The organism is Luteimonas sp. KH_071 (assembly GCF_057838005.1).
Map to the genome: position 1 here is coordinate 3,154,375 of NZ_CM174458.1, position 19,517 is coordinate 3,173,891.

Sequence of the window (19,517 nt, forward strand, 5' to 3'; positions counted from 1 at the left end):
TGGCTGTTATCGGCAGCAGCCTCCTTGCAGCTATCGCATTGGTCTTCCTTCGCCAACTCCCTCGGCCCGTAAGGCTCTCGCTAGCGCCTGCACTGGCGTTTGCCATATTCTCGTGTTGGATTGTGGCCGGTTCATGGCTCACAACCTAACAATCCGTTCAAGCCGAACTTGCTTCGTTACGGCTTTGGCGCGGCAGGAAAAGCTTGCCGCGCCAAAGCCTCCACTACGCAAGTCGGCTTAACTGAGGTGTTAGGCCTCATGCCAATTGATCTCGCAAGCTTCTGGGCAGAGAACTACTACAATCATCCACCGCTCACAGATGAGATGGTCGCCGTCGCCGAGTCAAGCTTGGAGGTGCGGCTACCCACCGAGTTCCTTGCGCTACTTCAACGTCAGAACGGTGGATACACAGCGGGATTTGCACACCCGATGGGCCAGCCTACAAGCTGGGCCAAGGACCATGTCCCGCTGCACGATCTGTGTGGAATCGTCACTGATCCAGAGCATGGGACTGCCCAGAATCTATTGAGCACCGCGTACATGACGCAAGAGTGGGGGCTTCCACCCAAGCAAGTTCTGCTTTCTGGTGACGGTCACTACTGGATCACGCTCGACTATCGGGCTGGAGACTCTCCATCGGTTGCGTGGATAGACGCTGAGTGCGATGAAGACGTGCAAATTGCCCCGTCCTTCGCGGCGTTCCTCGCGGGCCTGGTGCCGGACACCACGTATGAGGCCTAACAATTCATTCAAGCCGACGCCGCTTCGCGGCGCGGCTTAATTCAGGCGTTAGGCCCGTGCAGCTAGATCTTGGCTACTTCGAAGAATTCAAAGGCGGGAACACCCTGCTGGTTGCGGGCCAGCCCGCAGAGATCGAAGGCTTAGCAAGAGCCCTTGAGTCCTTTGTTGCCTCCGAACACCAGTCTCTGGTGCTGCAATTACAGGGCTATCGCATAGGCGGAGCGCAGCTCCGGCTAACCAAAGCGCCGATGCCACGCGACGTTCATCTAAGCTGGCTTGTCACGCCATCTGAGGTCGCGCGAGTTGCCGAACAGCTCCGCGCCGTGGCACATGGCGCGCCTGCCCACCAGTACTTCGAGCTGGTAGGCTCGGAAGCGCAGCTTATGGTCGCGGCCGGCGAGTACCCGCCCGAGTGGTGGCAGGCCCAGGCCTAACAATTCATTCAAGCCGACGCCGCTTCGCGGCGCGGCTTAATTCAGGTGTTAGGCGTCATGAAGATCAAAACCGCGCACCCGCAACTTTACTTCGACGGTAACGCCCATCTAGCGGAGCGCTCGTTCGCCTTGGTGCAAGGCACGCTTGATGACCTACTTGCCTTGGGCCTTACTCCGGACTTAGCGATGGGTACGCGCTTTACTTTCGTCCAAGAAGACATTGGCCCTGCCGGCGGGCCGGATGCCCTACTTTTCAACGGCACTATTACCCACAGTCCCGCCCTGGGGCACTTTGCCTTGGCAGATCCTGGGGGTGTTCATTGGCTGTCCGAGATCGCCGGCCATGACGCCTAACAATTCATTCAAGCCGAACCCGCTTCGCGGGTCGGCTTAACTCAGGCGTTAGGCCGCTAAAGCATCCCTGTGCGAGGTGACACATGTGGAACAGAAACCAAAATTACGGACCTGGCGGCGGACGTTCTGTTGGGCCAGGTGGTGGCATGTCAGTTGGGCCGGGAGGTGGCGCATCTGTTGGCCCCGGAGGCGGGCTTTCAGTAGGGCCCGGTGGAGGCATGTCGGTTGGCCCGGGCGGCGGGCTCTCCGTAGGTCCGGGTGGCGGACTCTCTGTCGGACCAGGCGGTGGCCTTTCGGTAGGGCCAGGCGGCGGGTTGTCCGTTGGCCCAGGCGGCGGACTTTCTGTAGGCCCGGGTGGCGGCATGTCGGTCGGTCCGGAGCCTTACATGAGCAACATCCCGCCATGGCCAGTTTTTGTTCAAGAGCTCCGCAAGCGCGGCATGCATCAATACGCTGACATGATTGAGCAGCATCTTCCCCGGTAGCGGCCTAACAATGCGTTCAAGCCGAAGCCGCTTCGTTACGCAAAGCACATGGCAGGAAAAGCTTGCCATGTGCTTCGCTCCACTACGCGTCTCGGCTTAACTTAGGTGTTAGCCGTCAATGAGACTCCTCGCAAAATTCTCAGGCGCACTTCTTTCAATGTTCGCGTTCGCGGGCTGTGTAGTTTCAGTTCTCGCGCTGCTAGATCCGCGCGGAACCCAACATGCCAACGACTCGGACCCATTTGGCACTCCACCAACCACCGGGGAGTCATTGCTGTACCTGGCTGTTTGGATGGTGATGTTGGGCCTTGGCCTTTGGCTTTCCTTCCGGCCCCGGCCGCGGTAGGTTGCCGCCTAACAGTTCATTCAAGCCGAACCCGCTTCGCGGGTCGGCTTAATTCAGGTGTTAGCCGCCACGGAGCTGATATGGATAGCCTCGAAATAGCTACAAAGATTGCTCAGATAATGATCGCGGTTGTTGTCGGATACATTGCTTTTCTTGCTCGCCGTGATGCACGGAGGAACTCAATCGCCGGTCTCCTTAAGCTTGTCTCGGACCAACGCAAGGAGACCGTTAAACTGCAGTCTGAGTACTTTGTGGAGACCCTAAGTGCGAACACTACGTTTTGGTCTAAGCCACACAAGTACCGGGAGATTATCCTCGATCAGCTCGACTCAATTGTCGATGAAAAAAGAGGGCTGGATCTAGCTGAAGCTGCTCTACTAAAGCAGGCTGACGACGCTTGGAATCTGGGGGTGGCGCTTCAACGCCGGCACTCCGGAATGAACAAGAATGGCGAGCAGCAATGGCACAAGATGCGTGAGGATCTCAAACTTAAGCATGAGCAGTCGGGTGGCGCCTAACAATTCATTCAAGCCGAACCCGCTTCGCGGGTCGGCTTAATTCGGGTGTTAGACCGCTATGGAAATTAGCCGCGAACTCATACCAATCATTGGCTCTATTGCTGCAGCTTGCATCGCTGGGGCAATTGCTTTCATTGCCAGTGTGTTCACCAAGGAGAACAAGACATCGGAATTCCGGCAGGCGTGGATCGAAGGCCTTCGGAACGACGTCGCCGAACTGGCGAGCCTCTACCACCACATCACCAGCTCCACGCCAATGTCCGCCAAATCTGGCGTTGATACGGATGAGTTCATAAGATCACTAAAGCAAGAGTTCTTAAAAATTGAACTCATGCAGGCTCGCATCGAGCTCCGCCTCAACCCAGAAGAGCACCAAGAGTTAATCAGCAAGCTCAGAAGAACGGTTCGCTTTGAGGGGATAGACGACAAAGATGTTGGTGCGCACACAAAAGCAGTCGAGTCGTTACTTTTCGACACTCAAGTCGTTCTCAAGGCGGAGTGGGAGCGCGTAAAGAAGGGCGAGCCAATCTATCGCGCAACCAAGTGGGGGTCGCTTATTCTATTTTCTGGTGCTGCACTCTTAGCAACGCTGGTCGCCGCCGGATGCATAAGTATCAGGTTCGCGGTCTAACAATTCATTCAAGCCGATGCCGCTTCGCGGCACGGCTTAATTCTGGTGTTAGGCCGCAAGTGAGAGTTCCTTGAGAGTCCTAGCAGCTTTACTCATATTCACCATCGCAACTGCGATCAATATCTTCGCGATCAAGTTCGGCTTGGAGGACAGGCGGCCTTTGGTGCGCTTCTCCGCAGTGGCATCGGGATCTCTTGCAATACTATGCGCCATCGGGGCTCCAGGCGCTTTTCTTCGCTTCTTGCTATCCAGCGACTCATTGATACTGACAAATACGTTCCTTGCAGGCGCAGTTCTCTTTACAGCAGTATCTCTAGCACTTGATGTTGTAATCGCAGTCAGGCTGCCACGTAGTGCGGCCTAACAATTCATTCAAGCCGACTTGCTTCGCAAGTCGGCTTAATTCAGGTGTTAGGCGCTCAAGAGCTGTTCCGTTGCAGCTGCCTCACACGTTGCACTCGCAAAGCTCATCAGGCCTCTGGTGCGTCGCTTGTCGAGCAAATTCGGCCGCTCATTGCTGGTGGCCTCGGCTCGAGGCGGCGCACGGAGTTCGTCGGCTTTCCTTCGGCAACACTCCGCAGGCGCAAGCGCTATGGAGCGTTGGCGCTCACGCCTCCAACTGTTCGTCGCTTCGGCAACGCGGACTCCACCAGGTGCGCGCCCGTACGCCTCGGCTTTCGGCCAGTGGGGGCGCGTTGCATCTGCTGCCCTGTCGCCCTCTTGCGGCTCGGGCGCCTAACAATTCGTTCAAGCCGACCCCGTTCCGCAGGCTTCGTTCAAAGGTCTGGTTGCTGTGGCATCCTCGCCTCACAGCTTGCTCGTTCCGGGGCGGCTTAACTCAGGCGTTAGGCAGCTGGAGACGGTGAATGGCGCTTCTTGATCTGCTGGAACTCGGAGAGCTCTTTCTCTCTTGGCGCCTTTACGTTGGCATGGCAGTCACTGTTGCTCTCTGCGCCGTCGCCTTCTTACTGATTCCTTCGGATGCCCCCGGCTGGGTTGCTTGGTCGGTTTGCACGCCAATTGGGGTTGCCGGGGTTATCCTCAGCTTTGCGTGGCAAGTGCGCTCTGACTCTAGCAAATAGGCCATGGTGGCCGGCTTTCCACGGGCAGCTGCCTAACAATTCATTCAAGCCGACGCCGCTTCGCGGCGCGGCTTAATTCGGGCGTTAGGCCTCACAAGGATCGTCATGGCAACTTCAGAAAATCATGAGTTCGCTGATCCAACGCCGGACGCCGAAGCACTCAAGCTGATCGCAGCTCTTCTGCCGGAGCAAGTTCAAGCAATCGACGAGGCCGTAATGCAAGCTGCGGATCGTAATTGGCGGAAGGTTGCTTTTGTCGTTGGTACCGTCATGGGCACCCTGCCTGGACGGGTTCCTGGCATACCTGACGTCTTCTATGCTCAACGCGTTGCTTCGCTGGTGGCTCAAATTCGGCTAGAGTCACGAGGCGACCTTTCTCGCATGCGCTACAGCGAGGTTCGCATTCCAGTGCAGGCCGGTGAGGCCTAACAATTCATTCAAGCCGATGCCGCTTCGCGGCACGGCTTAACTCAAGCGTTAGGTGCCATGACCAAGCTCCTCATAAGCGTCATTCTTCTATTTGCTTCGGTTGCGGCCCACGGTGGCGAGAAACCGATATTCTAGCCGTTTCCTGAGGCTCAAATCACTGAGGCTCAATGGGAGTGGTATCGCCGCACGGTCATTGACGCTTACGGAGCATCGCTGCGTCAGTTCCGTGACGAGCATCTTGAGGTCCTGCATAGTCCCGACCGAGTGATGCACTTTGCCTTCACTAAGTTGGGGCATCCTGCACATCCATCTTGGATCACGCGGAATGCTAAGGACGGCTCAGTGGATCAAATTGGATACTTTGCGGGTCAGGAGCCACCGTTCGCAGCGCTCTTTCAAGCGTATCGTGCCCTAACTGATCGCACTCTTGATTCCATTCCTGATGAGCCTGTCCAGCCATGACATTGGCTACGCGCTATCCACTTGGTGTCATGCATATGGCAATTGACTCACTCATAGCAACAGCCGTCTCGGACACCGACTTGCTTCGCAAGCTGGACGGGCAAGGAGATCGCTTTGCTGTCCCGCGCGACGTCGAATTCCTTCTGAGGGCGGCATCCGCCGAAAAGGCTACTACCGTGGCTAGCTTTATTAACGACTACCAGTACGGGGTCGCAACCGCGCAGGACCTAGAGGATTCGCCCAGTGTTCTTGTCGTCGTTCACATGTCCATCGAGCAGCACACCATCCAGTCTGTATCTGGGTTCATGGCCTGCGTTTGTGAATTGTTCGGGCTGGAATATGACGGTTGGGGATGTGTCGTCCAAGTGGCGCACACCTAACAATTCATTCAAGCCGAACCCGCTTCGTGGGTCGGCTTAATTCAGGCGTTAGGCCGCTCGGGTCGTATCGAACAGTCATGGTAATTCGATGAACAAGGTTGGCCGCATCTTCTCAGCGGGACTCGGCGTTGTTCTGCTTGGCGCCGGCATCATTGCGCTTGTCCAAGATCATCTGACACTTGCTTGGCGTCTTGGTGGAGGCTTTGCCTTGATCCTGCTTGGCGGCAACTCGCTCTTCGCGGCGTTCGGCGGCAAGAAATCATGGCTATCGCGCTTAGGTCCATTGCCGTGACATTCACCGGCCCACGGCCTAACACTTCATTCAAGTTGACGCAGCTTCGCGACGCGGCTCAATTCATGTGTCAGGCCTCATGACATATTTTCGGCCACTGATCATTTGGCGCTCTTTGCCGCTGCCTGCTCTTCAGCCGATCAGCCCTGCATAGAAGTGTACGTGCGGCGGCCGGCGTCGTAAGGGAAGCAGCTGAAGAAAATCTAGCAACTGGCGTGTCTTCGCGCGTCGTAGCTTTGCCAGCCAAAACCCGTGCTCCAATTCGATCGCTAATGGTGAGCCGCACGGACATATCGCAAACTTTGTACTGCAGGAGGGGTCACGGGCCGTTGAGGCTACTGAGAACCTGAGCATTTCCGTGAACGCCAACAGTGATCTCACGATACTGCCGATGAAGATTCGAGGGGCTACTTCCACTCGTGAGCGGCTGAGACAACGCAGGGCGCTTTCGCGCCCTGCGTGATCAACGTATTTCAATGCTCACGAATCAGCCACCGCGTGACCCATCGATATAGCTACGGTACTCGCCCACTGACTCGCTGATCTGATAATCACGGTTACTGGCTTCGAGAATGGTGTCCAGGATGAACGTGTTGGACTCGTCCTTGATTCCCTCCAGATACTGGAAATCCTCCGGCAACGCCTCGATGATCGCTGCCTTGGCCTGATCGGTCAGCTGGCCCTGCGCGTTGGTCAGCAGGTCCTTCGGGATTGCAGAGAGCGACTCCGTGATCTGGTCACGCACGCTGTCGCTCAGACCGCCCAACGCTCCCTTGAGGTGATCGGAGATCGCGCCGGCGGCGAGGTCACCGCCCACGGGGATCGCTGAGATGGCGGTGTCGAGAATGAAGCCCATGAATGCATCACGCGCGGCAATCTCGGCGCGCAGATCCACATAACCACTGCTCACTGCATCCTGCATCACCGCGCCGATCATCGCGGCGCGTCCATTGCCAGCGTCGATCGCCTCGATGTCGGCGCCGTCGACAACGCCATCACCATTGGAATCGGTGTTCTCGGCTGCATTGCCGACACGAATATTCTCGGCAGTGAAGTCACCCAGCAGATCCATCACCTGCGCCGAGCGCGAGTTCTCGGGGTTCAGACCGGTGATCCGTACGAGATTGGACAGCGCGGCGAGGTTGTCCCCAATCACGGTCTGGCGATCATTGGCGGAGCCGCTCGTTTGCGTGGGATTGGCGACCGTCAGGTCGGTCAGGATTGCGTCACCGTGCGTGACAAAAAGCTCTCCGAGGGCTTCGGCACGTGCATCAAGCGGCTTGTTGTCGCCGTCGTAGTACTGGTTCTCGATGATGTTCCCGGACGAGTGTTCGTTGACGAAGCGCACCAGATCGAGTGCTTCGGCGCTGCTGCCGTGACGGGATACGGTTTCGACGTAGATCGCCATCGGGTCGCGAACATTCGCCCCCTCGAGCATTGGATTTTCGAAGCTGCGCCCATCGGCGGACAGCGCATCGCGCAGTGCGGTTTGCTGATCGCCGGAGAGCGTGCCCAGCACCGAGTTGACGGCACTGCTTCCGCCAGCCTGGTCGAGTGCGTTGAGGAGAATGCCGGCATAGGGACCCTGCTCGCCGGGCAACAACGACGGCGGATCGGTCAGCACACGCTCGCGCAAGAGTTCGCCTGAGAATTTTTCGATGAACTCCGAGGCGTACGGGCTGTTGCTGCCGGTCAACGTGCCGACCAGCGAATCGATGGCGCCAGGGTCGGGCGTCAGACCCAGCGGCCCGACGGCCGATGATCCGAAGACGTTGGTGAACTGCATGGCATCCTGGAACGAGATGTCGCCATCGACATAGGCGTCGCCGAATGCATCGAAGATGGCGCCACGCTCCTGGTCCGAAATGCGCCCCTCGCCCACCATGCCGTTGAGTCGATCGACCGTGAGCCACGACATCAGCGCGCCGCTGTCCTGTTCCAGAATTTCGTCGAACAGCTGGTTGCGAGCCGAAGGGTCGAGACCCTCGATTTCTTCGGCGAAGCGATCCATTCGCGCTTCGTAGTCGTCGGTTCGGAGGAACCGGTCGCCGACGTCAAGAATGTCGGATGCGAGCTTGTCGATGTCGGTCATGATGGGATCTGCCTGCGGACGATATGCCAACCCTAGTGCGATGCCTGCACGCAGCTCCATTAGGGGGCGACCCTAGGTGCAACCGCGGGCCCGGCCATTTCGCGGTTTCGAATGAACCGACTCCAACGGGCAGTTTGCTTACACGCATTCAGCCGGGACACTTTCAGCCGCATGCATCCGCAATCAATCAAGGCGCCTCTCGGCGCCTTGACGTTCTGCTGTCATCCCAGCCACGGCATCAACGCAGATTGACGAACCCGTCCGCGTCGACGTTGCCGGCCGCGATGCGATTCCGCATATCCGCCGTGCTCAGGCCGGTATCAAGCTGGAAGTGCGGGCGGTCGACGAAGGTCGTCCAGTTGCCACCCCACTCCAGCCCCATGTCGGTGCCGACGCGGCCGATGGCATCCCAGTCGGGACTCCAGTTGATGCTGCCGTCCGGGCGCACTTCGACGACGTCGAAGGCGGTACCGAAATTGTGGTTGCTCTGTCCACCGCGGGCATTGGTCACGATGTCGCCCGGTGTGGTGCGGCCCTGCGCGTACAAGGCATCCTGCTCGGCGTAGGTGCGCATGCCCTGCGTCACGCGCAGGGTGATGCCCAGTTCCTGCTCCACACGGTTGACGAACTCGGCCGCCTGGCCGCGCAGTTCGGGATGCAGGCCGGCGATGCGCGCGTTGCTCGGACCATCGGTGACACGGGCGACCTCACCCGGCGCCACCGGCTCGGTTGCCGGCGGCGGATCGACCGCAGGCGCGCCGTTGAGCTGGGCCCAGGTATTGGGACCGACGATGCCGTCGACCTCGAGGCCACGGCTGGCCTGGTAGCTGCGCACCGCACTCTCGGTGCGGGCGCCGAAGATGCCGTCGGCCGTGCCGGGGCTGAAACCCGCCGCTGCCAGGCGGTTCTGCAGATCGACGACCGCGGGACCCCGGTCGTCGCGTTCCAGCGTCGGCGTGGCCGAGGCCGGTGCGCGCTGCTGCACGGGCACGGCGTCCCCGGTGCGCGCGCCGCCGTTGAACGGCGTGCCCAGCAGGCCCTGCGCCTGTGCGTCGGCCACCGCCGCGCGTGCTGCGGACACGTCGGTGTTGTAGGTGTTCGCCAGGCCCTTGTAGCCACCCCACGGCGAAAGGTTGGTGCCGTTGTTCGACAGTTCGAATGCGACGCGCGCATTGGTCTGCGGGTCGAACAGCTGGTCGTTCGACGTGAGGCCGAAGGCTTCGCGGCGCTCGGGACCCATGCCGCCGAGCATGTTGATCTGGGTCAGGCCGTAGGACTGGTCGCCAGTGGCGCGGTTGCCGTTGAAGGCGGCGGGATCGCCGCTGGATTCGCGCATCGCGATGGCGACCATGCTCACCAGGTTCTCGCCGCGGAAGCCGGCCTCGTGGAACAGCTGGGCCAGCTGGGTGCGATCGAGCGGACCACCGCTGTAGGTGCCCTGCGCCGCATTCGCCGGCGCCGCGGCATTGACCGGCGCTACGTCGCCACTGAGCGCCCTGGTGCCGGCGGGCAGCGCGATGGACTGGTCGGGATAGATGACATCGGGATTGAGCACCTGCGGGTTCGCAGCCAGCAGACCTTCGAGGCTGACGCCGTGGGCCTTGGCGATCTGCGACAGCGTGTCGCCGCGCTGCGCGGTGTACGACTGGGTGGCCTCGCCCGGGGGCGACAGGTCCTGCAGGCGATTGCTGGTGTCGGATGACGAGACGGCGTTGAGGCTCACGGCGGGCTCCTGGATCGGTCGGGCACACATCCCCCGGACCCCTGCAGTGTCCGGGCGTCCGGGCAGGCGCGACAGATGGGGGATGCCCCAGCGTGCATGGGTCACAGTTTGGCTTTCGATGCCCGCGTCCTACGCACGGAAGCCCTGGTGGAAACGAACCGTCCGTGGCGCCTGCTCTGATCTCTCACCCTCCTTGAGAAGAGCCGGCCCGTACTGATACGGGGTGCTCGGGTGCGGCAGCGGGCGCTTCTGGCGACGGGTTCGATTCCTCACCCTCACCCGAAGCGCTGCGCGCTTCGACCTCTCCCGAAGGGAGAGGTGCTCGAACCCCGCGCACCCGCTCTGCCGCTCCGCTCCAAACATGCCCAACCCACATCCTCACCGCACCGCGATCCGTTTCCCGATTGAATGCGCGCATGCCGCGACGCCGATCTGCCGACACCCCCGCCCGCCCACGCGATCTGACCCGCGGGGCGATCGCGCCCACACTGTTCGCGTTCGCGTTGCCGATCCTGGGTGGCAACGTGATGCAGTCGCTGAACGGCTCGGTCAATGCGGTCTGGATCGGGCGCTTCCTCGGCGAAGGCGCGCTGGCGGCAATCGCGAACGCCAACAACATCCTGTTCCTGCTGCTGGGCGCGGTGTTCGGCGTGGGCATGGCCGCGACGATCCTGGTGGCGCAGGCGATCGGACGTGACGATCTGCCGGGCGCGAAACGCGTCATCGGCACCAGTGCGACGTTCTTTCTCACCGCCTCGGTGCTGGTCGCACTGGTCGGACTGCCGCTGTCGCGCCCCGTGCTGCTGTGGATGGGCACGCCGGCCGAAGCGCTGCCGCATGCGGATGCGTATCTGAAACTGATCTTCCTCGCGGTGCCGTTCCTGTACGCATTCGCGTTCCTGTCGGCGATCCTGCGCGGCGCCGGAGATGCGCGCACGCCGTTCCTGTTCCTGCTGCTGGTGGTCGCACTCGACATCGTGCTGGTGCCGATGCTGATGCTCGGCGTCGGACCGCTGCCGGTGATGGGCATGGCCGGGGCGGCGCTGGCGAGCCTGATCGCGAACGCGCTCGGCCTGACCGCCCTGCTCGCCTGGCTGCGGCATCGCCGGCATCGCCTGTGGATCCATCGCACCGAGCGTCATCTGTACCGGCCCGACTGGACCATCGTGCGTGCGCTGCTGGCCAAGGGCCTGCCGATGGGCCTGCAGATGGTGATGCTGTCGGCGGCGATGATCGCGATGATTTCGATGGTCAATGCGCACGGCGTCGACACCACCGCGGGCTACGGCGCCGCGCTGCAGCTGTGGACGTATGTGCAGATGCCGGCGATGGCGATCGGCGCGGCGTGCTCGACGATGGCGGCGCAGAACGTCGGCGCCGGGCACTGGGACCGCGTCTCGCGCATCGCCGCCGCCGGCGTGGGCTTCAACGTGCTGATGACCGGCGGACTGATCGCGCTGTTGCTGCTGCTCGACCGCGCGGCGCTGTCGCTGTTCCTCGGCGATACCAGTGTCGCGCTGGAGACCGCGCGGCATCTCAACCGCATCGCGATCTGGTCGTTCCTGTTCTTCGGCGTGACCTTCGTGCTGTTCGGCGTGGTGCGCTCCACCGGTGCGGTCATGCCGCCGCTGCTGATCCTGGCGGTCACGCTCTGGGGCGTGCGCGTGCCGTTCGCGACGCTGATGCAGCCGGTGCTGGGCGTGGATGCGATCTGGTGGAGCTTTCCAGCGAGCGCGCTGCTCGCGATGCTGCTCTCCATCGGCTACTACCGCTGGGGCGGCTGGCGTCGCGCGCGCATGCTCGGCGATGCGCCGCGCGAGCCGGGCGCGATTCCTTCAGAAGTGCCGGCACATCCGCCGGCCCCGGTGGCCGGCGTCGATCCGCACGATGGCGAACCCGCGCATGGCGCCCGGCGGCCGGCCCGCGCCTGAACCCCTCTCCCGCGCCGCCTTGACCCCGCGACGCAGCGACGGCATCTAGGGCGGACGTGCACCTTGCGCTTCCGGACCTGCCTGCCATGCGTATCGCCGATGTGCTGACGTTGTTGCTGCTGACCGCGGTCGCCGCATCGCCCGCGTTCGCGCAGCAGTTGCGCAATCCGGCGGATCCGCCGCCGGTGGCCGGCCAGGCATTGCGCCAGATCGAGCCCGCGCCGCGCATTCCCACTGCAAGCGGGACACGCAGCGCCGCGGAACCCGCACCCGACACGGCAGCCCGCGCGCGTTGCCTGCAACGGGCCACCGCCACGATCGAGCCGACGGCCACCGCGCGGGTCGCGACGGCGCAGCGACGCGCGGCGGCCGTCGACACCCAGCGCGCGGCGCGCGGTGGCGATGCCGCCGATCCCACCGACCGGAGCGGCCTGCGCGCGCAACGCGATGCGCAGGCACGCGCCGCCACACGCGAAGACAATGCAGCACGCCAGCGCCTTGCACTGGCCCAGGCGAACTGTCGCTGATCGAGCGCGCAGGTCCGCGCTAGCGCCTCGGATGCCGCAGCCGCTGGATCACCGGCGCTGGATGCGCGCAGGCCGCAACGGACCCCTGCCTCAGTTCCACTTCGGCAGCTTCGTCCGCTCCAGTCCCGCCACTTCGAACAACGCTGTGCGCGTACCACCCGCTTTCACCGGGAACTCGATCGACACCGTCTTCGCGCCGTCGAGCAGACGCCACAGCGCGCGCTCGTCGTCGATGAACATGGCGATGGCTTCGTCGGTCTGCGGTCGGTTGGCGGCCATGCGGCGTGGTTCCCCGTCGTCGACGCGCACGTTGACGCGGCAGCTGGGATAGCAGTCGAAATCGCCGGCCTGCAGTACGAGGTAGCTGCTGCGTCCCCAGGACGGGTGGTCGCGGAAAATCAGCTGCACGCGCTTCGCGCCGGTGCCGTCAACGTCGATGGTGTCTTTCGCGTAGATCGCCGCCGACAGCTGTTCGCCGCTTTCGACGTTGGCGGTGTTGTAGCTCCACAGCGCCTGCGTGCGCGCGGTCTCGCGCACCGCGTCACCCTTCGCCGCAACGTCGTCGAACTTCGCGCGCACGCGCTCCGCGGCGGCGGTGTCGGGATAGCGTGCGAGCAATACGTCGGCCTGCGCCTTCGCCAGCGCCCAGTTCTCGATCGCGACAGCGGCTTCGAAATCGCGCTCGCCAGCTTCCGCCTGTTCTTCTGCGGCGGCGGCCTGGGCCTGCGCCTGCGCGGCAGCCTGGGCTTCGCGGTCCTGGCAGGCGGTCAACGGCAACAACGCGGCGAGCAGCGCGGTGGCGAGCAGGTGTCGGGATGTCATGCGGGCGTTCCTCGTTCGATCAGCCAGTGCACCGCGTCGGCGACCTCGCGCGGTTGCTCCATCAGGGTCATGTGGCCGCTGCGGTCGAGCAGGACCTGACGCGCCTGCGGCATGCGTTGAGCGTACAGGGCCATCGCACTCGGATCGATCACCGCATCGTGCGCGCCCCAGACCAGCACGGCGGGCTGACGGATGTCGCCTGCCGCATCGCCGGGCGCGAACCGTTCGTCGCTGCGCCCGATGCGGTCGAGCACGGCCTGTTCGAACGCGGCCTCGTTGCGGCGATGGCGTACGAAGGCGATCGCGCCGGGCCATGGCAGAGGTGGCCGCGCACTGCGCTCGTGGAACAGCACGGACAGGTACTGCTCCATCGACGCGGTGTCTTCGATGCCGAAGGGATTGCGACCATCGAGCACCGCAAGACCGAAGGCGTTGTCTTCGAAGTGCACGCCGGCCGCATCGAGCAGACCGACGCGCGCGACGAGATCGGGAGACTTCGCCGCGACCAGTGCGGCGATGCCGCCGCCCATCGAATGCCCCAGCAGCACGACCGGGCCGGTATCGAGATGCCGCAGGAACGCGGCGACGTGCGCGGCCTCGGCGACGAAGCCGTGGTCGGCATTCGCGATGCGTTCGCTGTCGCCCCAGCCCGGCAGATCCGGCATGACCAGGCGATAGCGCGCATCGAGCTCGGGCACCAGCCGGTACCAGTTCTCCTTGCTGCCGGTGTAGCCGTGCAGCATCACCAGTGTCGGCGCTACGGTATCGGCACCCGCGCGTTCGGTCCAGCACCAGCGCAGGCCGTCGATGCGCGCGCGATGCACGCTCAGCCGCAGCCTTCGACGCTGGCGCCCGTACTCGGCGCGGATCAGTTGTCGCGGCTGGCGCAGCAATACCCACGCGAATACGGCGACACCGATGACCGCAACGCACGCGGCCGCCACGAGGGCGGCCGCGAACGGATGGCTCGATGCCTGCATCGCCTCAGTTGGCGGGCGCCCGCGCCGCCGGATCGGCAGGCGCGGCCGCATCGGCCGCATCGGCCGCATCGGCCGCAGGCACTTCAGCCGGTGCCGGTGCGGGCGCTGGCTTGGCCTGGTTGATCAGCGTCTCCACCGAACCGGTGGTGATCGGGTGATACCCCGGACGCGCGGTTTCGAAGATCTGCTTCGCCAGTGCGAGGCCGGCTTCCGTCTGCACCAGTGCGGTGTAGATCGGCATGATCAGCTTGCGACGGCCGACGCGCGTGGTGAACTCGGCCAGCGCCTCGTTCGCCTGCGTGTAGCCGCTGCGTACCGCCAGCGGATACCAGCGCATCGCGATCTCGCCGTTGTCGGTGCCGGTGAACGTGTACGCCGCATCTAGCTGCGCCAGCTGCTCGACGGTCAACGTCGGCGGCAGGCTTTCGAGGAAGTGCAGCCATTCCTGGGTCGACCACGCGTCGGTGATCTGGCGCGGCGGCAGCTGCGCGCTGCCCAGCCACGCCAGACGCGCGGAATCGACGATGCCGAAGTTGCGCGACATCACCTGCGGCGCGGAACCCGGAATGCCCGGCGCGTAGACCCATTCCTGGATCTCGGCATCGGTTACCGTGTCGGGGAACTTGTCGAACAGATTTTCTTTCGCGTACGCGAGGAACTGCTCGGTGGTGATGCTCTGGAACGCGAAGTGGTCGAAGTAGCCGCGCAGGAAGGTATCGAAGTTCTCGCGGCCGAAGCGCTGCTCGAGGAACTGCAGGAACCACGCCCCCTTGTCGTAGGACACCGCGCTCAGCGCGTCGTCGGCATCGAGTGCGACGTCCGGCTTGACTGCCAGCGCCTGCGTGCCCTCGGGCATGGACGCAATGTTCTCGCGCAGGGAGTTACGCGCGATCACGTACTCCATGTCGCTGACTTCCTTGCCGTACAGCGACTCGACAATGCGGTTCTCGACGTAGCTGGTGAAGCCCTCGTTGAGCCAGCCGTGCTTGGCGCTGGAGAAGGTCACCAGATTGCCCGACCAGCTGTGCGCGAGCTCGTGCGCGATCAGCGAAACCAGCGACTTGTCGCCGACGATGACGGTCGGGGTGATGAACGACAGCCGCGGGTTCTCCATGCCGCCGTAGGGGAACGACGGCGGCAGGATCAGCAGGTCGTAACGCTCCCAGCGATACGGACCGTAGAGCTGCTCGGTGGTGGCGATCATCTTCTCGGTGTCGGCGAATTCCGCCACCGCGCGATCGATCATCGCCGGCTCGGCCCATACGCCCGCGCGACCGGAGATCTCCTGGAACACCAGATCGCCGGCCGAGATCGCCATCAGGTACGACGGAATCTTCTGCGGCATCTTGAAGGTGTAATCGCCGTCACGCTGGGCGGCCGGATCGTTGTCGGCGCTCATCAGCACCATGACGTCCGGACGCGCGGTGACGTGCGCGGTGTAGGTGTAGCGGATCGCCGGCGTGTCCTGCAGCGGCACCCACGAACGCGCATGGATCTGCTGCGACTGGCTGAACATGAAGGGCAGTTGCTTGCCTTCGGTCATCTCCGGCGTGAGCCACTGCAGGCCCGAGGCGTCCGGCGAGGTCACGTAGGTCACGCGGACCTTAGCGTTGCGCTCGGGTGTTTCGATGGTGAGCTTGCTGCCGAGCGTCGCGTCGGCCTGCGCCAGCGCGTACTGCAGCGGCTGCCACTGGCCGCCGGCGGCTTCGCCTTCGACTTTCGAGATCGTCAGGTCGCGCGTGTCGAGCACCAGCTGCGTCGCGGACGGGTCCTTCCACTGCAGCGTGTAGGTCGCGGTACCGGCGATGGTCTTCGCATCGAAGTCCAGCGCGATATCGAGCGCCAGGTCTTCGGTGACGACCTTGTCGGGCTCGGCATAGGAATGCTCGTCACGATCGACGGCGGCAGCCTGGGCAGGCGGCGCGGCCGGCTCGGCGGCAGGCGCTGCATCACGGTTGCATGCGGTCAGCGCAAGAACGGCCAGTGCCAGCAGGCCGACGGCGGAACGGAATGGGCGCATCAGGAAATCCACGCGGGGGACAAGCCGAAGATTCTACCGTGCGCCCTGCCCTGCCTCCGGTGTGCTGCGCCACGTCAATGGCCCACCGCCCTATTCAGGTCTTGTACCCGTCGTGGATCGCGACAATGCCGCCGCTGAGATTGCGGTACCTGCAGCGCGCGAAACCGGCCGCTTCCATCATGCCCTTGAGCGCGTCCTGCGGTGGATGCTTGCGGATCGATTCCGACAGGTACTGGTAGCTGTCGCTGTCGCGCGCGAACAGCTTGCCGAGCCGCGGCATGATCTGGAAGGAATGGAAGTCGTAGATCGGTTTGAACCAGTCCGCCTTCACTTCCGAGAATTCCAGCACGCGGGCCTGGCCGCCGACCTTCAGCACACGCAACATTTCGCGCAGCGCGGCGTCCTTGTCGGTGACGTTGCGCAGACCGAAGGCGATCGTCACCAGATCGAAGCTGGCGTCCGGGAACGGCAGCGTCTCGGCGTTGCACTGCACATACTCGAAGCCGCGCACGTTGCCGCGGTCGGTCATGCGGTCGCGGCCGACGCGCAGCATCGAGGCGTTGATGTCGCCCAGCACCAGTTCGCCGGACTCGCCCACACGGGATTTCAGCAGCGCGGCGATGTCGCCGGTGCCACCGGCCAGATCGAGCACACGGTCGCCGGTGCGCACCTGCGCGGTCGCGGCGAAGTAGCGCTTCCACACCCGGTGAATGCCGAGGCTCATCAGGTCGTTCATCAGGTCGTAGTTGCCTGCGACCGAAGAAAACACCTCGCCGACCAGCTTCTGCTTCTCCCCGGTGGGGACGTCGCGGAAACCGAAGTGGGTGGTGCCGGTCTTGCTGGAGTCGTCGTTCATGGGCCGATTATCCCTCATCCGCCGGCGCGCGCCCGTGTATGCCGGCTCGACCCCGCGCGCTGCTGCGGTCAGACTCATGGGCCATTTGCAGACGATGTGCCCGATGATCGCCACGCCCGACTACCGCGCCCTGCTCGACACCGCGATCGCCGAAGCCCGCCAGGGCCTGGCAGAAGGCGGCATCCCGATCGGCGCCGCGCTGTATCACCAGGACGGGCGCCTGCTCGGCTGCGGCCACAACCGCCGCGTGCAGGAAAGCGATCCGTCGATCCACGGCGAGACCGACGCCTTCCGCAAGGCCGGGCGCCAGCGCTCGTATCGCGACACGATCATGGTCACGACGCTCGCGCCGTGCTGGTACTGCAGCGGCCTCGTGCGCCAGTTCGGCATCGGCACCGTGGTGGTCGGCGAATCGCAGACCTTCCAGGGCGGTATCGACTGGCTGCGTGAGGCTGGCGTCGAGGTCATCGACCTGCAGAGCCAGGCATGCGTGGACCTGCTCGGCGGTTTCATCGCCGCGTATCCGGACGTCTGGAACGAGGACATCGGCGAGGACTGAGCGCCAGCCGCGCGACGACGCGTGGCGCCTTCGATTACACTGCGCGCCTCGACGATGCCTGCGTGGCATCGGCCCGCCGCGCCGAATCCCTGCCTTGATGACGATCACGCCGCCATAGCATCCGACGCCTGCCGCTGACGCGGCCGTCTCCTGCTGGCTGCATTTCGATCTCATCCCCCCGGACCCGTGTCCGGGCGTTACCAGGGCATTCCATTGAATTTCTCCCCCACGCTGCGCCAGGAATGGTTCGGCAATATCCGCGGCGACCTGCTCGCCGGGCTCGTCGTCGCGCTCGCGCTGATTCCCGAAGCGATCGCGTTCTCCATCATCGCCGGCGTCGATCCGAGCGTCGGCCTCTACGCCTCGTTCTGCATCGCGGTCGTCATTGCGTTCACCGGTGGCCGGCCGGGCATGATCTCGGCCGCCACCGGCGCGATGGCGCTGGTGATGGTCACCCTGGTGCGCGACCACGGCCTGCAGTACCTGCTGGCCGCCACGCTGCTGACCGGCGTATTGCAGATCGTCGCCGGCGCGCTGAAGCTCGGCGTGCTGATGCGCTTCGTCTCACGCTCGGTGATCACCGGCTTCGTCAATGCGCTGGCGATCCTGATCTTCATGGCGCAGATCCCCGAACTCATCGGCGTGCCGGCGCTGGTGTATCCGATGGTCGCGCTGGGCCTTTTGATCATCTACGGCCTGCCGTGGCTGGGACGGTTGACGTTCCCCGGCGTGGGTCTGTTGTTGCTGGTGATCGGTTTCGCGCTGACCTTCGGCAGCATGGAGCCGCGGCTTCTGTACGTCGTCGCGGTGCTCGGCCTCGCCGCCGTGGCGCTCCTGTTCCGCTGGACCCGCAACCTCGTGGTGCCCGCGCCGCTGGTGGCGATCGTGCTGCTGACCGGGCTGGCGCTGTACTTCGGACTGGTGGTGCCGACCGTCGGCGACAAGGGCGCGCTGCCCGACAGCCTGCCGGTGTTCCTGTTCCCCGACGTGCCGCTGACCCTGGACACGCTGTGGATCATCCTGCCGGTCTCGCTGACGCTGACCGTGGTCGGCCTGCTGGAGTCGCTGCTGACGGCGCAGATCGTCGACGATCTCACCGACACACCCAGCAACAAGAACCGCGAATGCGCCGGTCAGGGTGTGGCCAACATCGCGTCCGGCCTGCTCGGCGGCATGGCCGGCTGCGCGATGATCGGCCAGTCGGTGATCAACGTGAAATCCGGCGGCCGCGGGCGCCTGTCGTGCCTGGTCGCCGGCGTGGTGCTGCTGATGCTGGTGGTGTTCGCCGGTCCGTGGGTCGCGACGATTCCGATGGCGGCGCTGGTCGCAGTCATGATCATGGTGTCGATCGGCACCTTCAGCTGGAGCTCGATCAAACAGCTGCGCACGCATCCGGGCACGTCGAGCATCGTGATGCTCGGTACCGTGATCGTCACCGTCGCCACGCACGACCTCGCCAAGGGCGTGCTGACCGGCGTGCTGCTGTCGGCGCTGTTCTTCGCGCGCAAGGTCAGTCGCGTGCTGCACATCGGCTCCACCGTCGACGCCGACGGCGCGGCGCGCACCTACGTCGTCACCGGCCAGGTGTTCTTCGCCTCGTCCGAGCGTTTCGTGTCGGCCTTCGATTTCCGCGAAGTGCTCGAGCGTGTGACCATCGATGTCTCCGCCGCGCACTTCTGGGACCTCAGCGCGGTCGGCGCGCTGGACAAGGTGGTGCTGAAGTTCCGCCGCGAAGGCACGCATGTGGACGTCGTCGGCCTCAACCAGGCCAGCGCCACCATCGTCGACCGCCTCGGCGTGCACGACAAACCCGACGCCGAACGCCTGATGGGCGGCCACTGAGGAGCGATGCA

The 19,517-nt window shown here is 63.7% G+C and carries 19 protein-coding genes; 12 read left to right on the plus strand and 7 right to left on the minus strand.

Annotation, left to right across the window (positions count from 1 at the left end; genetic code table 11):
• Positions 1 to 258: 258 nt before the first annotated feature.
• From AC3IRM_RS14560 to AC3IRM_RS14580, 5 genes are all read left to right on the plus strand, one after another.
• A complete protein-coding gene (locus AC3IRM_RS14560; RefSeq protein ID WP_489203800.1) occupies positions 259 to 741 on the plus strand; it encodes an SMI1/KNR4 family protein in 483 nt (160 codons plus the stop codon).
• Positions 742 to 797: 56 nt separating this feature from the next.
• Positions 798 to 1,175 (plus strand): hypothetical protein, encoded by a 378-nt coding sequence (locus tag AC3IRM_RS14565; RefSeq protein ID WP_489203801.1) that lies wholly within the window; start codon positions 798 to 800, stop codon positions 1,173 to 1,175.
• A gap of 57 nt (positions 1,176 to 1,232) precedes the next feature.
• A complete protein-coding gene (locus AC3IRM_RS14570; RefSeq protein ID WP_489203802.1) occupies positions 1,233 to 1,529 on the plus strand; it encodes a hypothetical protein in 297 nt (98 codons plus the stop codon).
• A gap of 911 nt (positions 1,530 to 2,440) precedes the next feature.
• Positions 2,441 to 2,878, plus strand: coding sequence for a hypothetical protein (locus AC3IRM_RS14575; protein WP_489203803.1), 438 nt, complete (start codon positions 2,441 to 2,443; stop codon positions 2,876 to 2,878).
• Positions 2,879 to 2,936: 58 nt separating this feature from the next.
• Complete coding sequence (locus tag AC3IRM_RS14580) at positions 2,937 to 3,509, plus strand: hypothetical protein (RefSeq protein ID WP_489203804.1); 573 nt, start codon at positions 2,937 to 2,939, stop codon at positions 3,507 to 3,509.
• Positions 3,510 to 3,557: 48 nt separating this feature from the next.
• Here the strand turns inward: AC3IRM_RS14580 and AC3IRM_RS14585 are convergent, their stop codons facing one another.
• Positions 3,558 to 3,722 (minus strand): hypothetical protein, encoded by a 165-nt coding sequence (locus AC3IRM_RS14585; RefSeq protein ID WP_489203805.1) that lies wholly within the window; start codon positions 3,720 to 3,722, stop codon positions 3,558 to 3,560.
• Between the two features lie 974 nt (positions 3,723 to 4,696).
• Here AC3IRM_RS14585 and AC3IRM_RS14590 point away from each other — a divergent pair.
• From AC3IRM_RS14590 to AC3IRM_RS14600, 3 genes are all read left to right on the plus strand, one after another.
• Positions 4,697 to 5,020, plus strand: coding sequence for a DUF3658 domain-containing protein (locus AC3IRM_RS14590; RefSeq protein WP_489203806.1), 324 nt, complete (start codon positions 4,697 to 4,699; stop codon positions 5,018 to 5,020).
• A gap of 491 nt (positions 5,021 to 5,511) precedes the next feature.
• On the plus strand, positions 5,512 to 5,862 hold the full coding sequence (locus AC3IRM_RS14595; RefSeq protein WP_489203807.1) for a ribonuclease E inhibitor RraB: 351 nt from the start codon (positions 5,512 to 5,514) through the stop codon (positions 5,860 to 5,862).
• An 88-nt stretch (positions 5,863 to 5,950) separates the two neighbouring features.
• Entirely contained in the window at positions 5,951 to 6,154 is a 204-nt protein-coding gene (locus tag AC3IRM_RS14600) for a hypothetical protein (RefSeq protein WP_489203808.1), read from the plus strand.
• Between the two features lie 487 nt (positions 6,155 to 6,641).
• Here AC3IRM_RS14600 and AC3IRM_RS14605 read toward each other — a convergent pair whose 3' ends face one another.
• Positions 6,642 to 8,246 (minus strand): hypothetical protein, encoded by a 1,605-nt coding sequence (locus AC3IRM_RS14605; RefSeq protein WP_489203809.1) that lies wholly within the window; start codon positions 8,244 to 8,246, stop codon positions 6,642 to 6,644.
• A 238-nt stretch (positions 8,247 to 8,484) separates the two neighbouring features.
• Positions 8,485 to 9,969 (minus strand): peptidoglycan-binding protein, encoded by a 1,485-nt coding sequence (locus tag AC3IRM_RS14610; RefSeq protein WP_489203810.1) that lies wholly within the window; start codon positions 9,967 to 9,969, stop codon positions 8,485 to 8,487.
• Positions 9,970 to 10,385: 416 nt separating this feature from the next.
• Between AC3IRM_RS14610 and AC3IRM_RS14615 the strand changes: the two genes are divergently transcribed.
• Positions 10,386 to 11,900 (plus strand): MATE family efflux transporter, encoded by a 1,515-nt coding sequence (locus AC3IRM_RS14615; RefSeq protein WP_489203811.1) that lies wholly within the window; start codon positions 10,386 to 10,388, stop codon positions 11,898 to 11,900.
• Positions 11,901 to 11,986: 86 nt separating this feature from the next.
• Positions 11,987 to 12,427 carry a hypothetical protein gene (locus tag AC3IRM_RS14620; protein ID WP_489203812.1) on the plus strand — a complete coding sequence of 147 codons (441 nt, stop codon included), beginning with the start codon at positions 11,987 to 11,989 and terminating at the stop codon, positions 12,425 to 12,427.
• Between the two features lie 90 nt (positions 12,428 to 12,517).
• Here AC3IRM_RS14620 and AC3IRM_RS14625 read toward each other — a convergent pair whose 3' ends face one another.
• The 4 genes from AC3IRM_RS14625 to ubiE all read right to left on the minus strand — a co-directional run bounded on the left by AC3IRM_RS14625 (position 12,518) and on the right by ubiE (position 17,105).
• Entirely contained in the window at positions 12,518 to 13,249 is a 732-nt protein-coding gene (locus tag AC3IRM_RS14625; protein WP_489203813.1) for a hypothetical protein, read from the minus strand.
• Complete coding sequence (locus tag AC3IRM_RS14630) at positions 13,246 to 14,229, minus strand: alpha/beta fold hydrolase (protein ID WP_489203814.1); 984 nt, start codon at positions 14,227 to 14,229, stop codon at positions 13,246 to 13,248. The genes AC3IRM_RS14625 and AC3IRM_RS14630 overlap by 4 nt, the downstream gene beginning before the upstream one ends.
• Positions 14,230 to 14,233: 4 nt before the next feature.
• On the minus strand, positions 14,234 to 16,249 hold the full coding sequence (locus AC3IRM_RS14635) for a M1 family metallopeptidase (protein ID WP_489203816.1): 2,016 nt from the start codon (positions 16,247 to 16,249) through the stop codon (positions 14,234 to 14,236).
• Between the two features lie 94 nt (positions 16,250 to 16,343).
• Positions 16,344 to 17,105 carry a bifunctional demethylmenaquinone methyltransferase/2-methoxy-6-polyprenyl-1,4-benzoquinol methylase UbiE gene (gene ubiE / locus AC3IRM_RS14640; RefSeq protein WP_489203817.1) on the minus strand — a complete coding sequence of 254 codons (762 nt, stop codon included), beginning with the start codon at positions 17,103 to 17,105 and terminating at the stop codon, positions 16,344 to 16,346.
• A gap of 103 nt (positions 17,106 to 17,208) precedes the next feature.
• On the opposite strand from ubiE, the gene AC3IRM_RS14645 reads away from it, so the two are divergent.
• Together AC3IRM_RS14645 and AC3IRM_RS14650 are read left to right on the plus strand one after the other, a co-directional pair.
• Positions 17,209 to 17,664, plus strand: a complete 456-nt coding sequence (locus AC3IRM_RS14645) for a nucleoside deaminase (RefSeq protein ID WP_489203818.1) — start codon at positions 17,209 to 17,211, stop codon at positions 17,662 to 17,664.
• Between the two features lie 213 nt (positions 17,665 to 17,877).
• On the plus strand, positions 17,878 to 19,506 hold the full coding sequence (locus AC3IRM_RS14650) for a SulP family inorganic anion transporter (protein ID WP_489205938.1): 1,629 nt from the start codon (positions 17,878 to 17,880) through the stop codon (positions 19,504 to 19,506).
• The last annotated feature ends 11 nt before the right edge of the window (positions 19,507 to 19,517 follow it).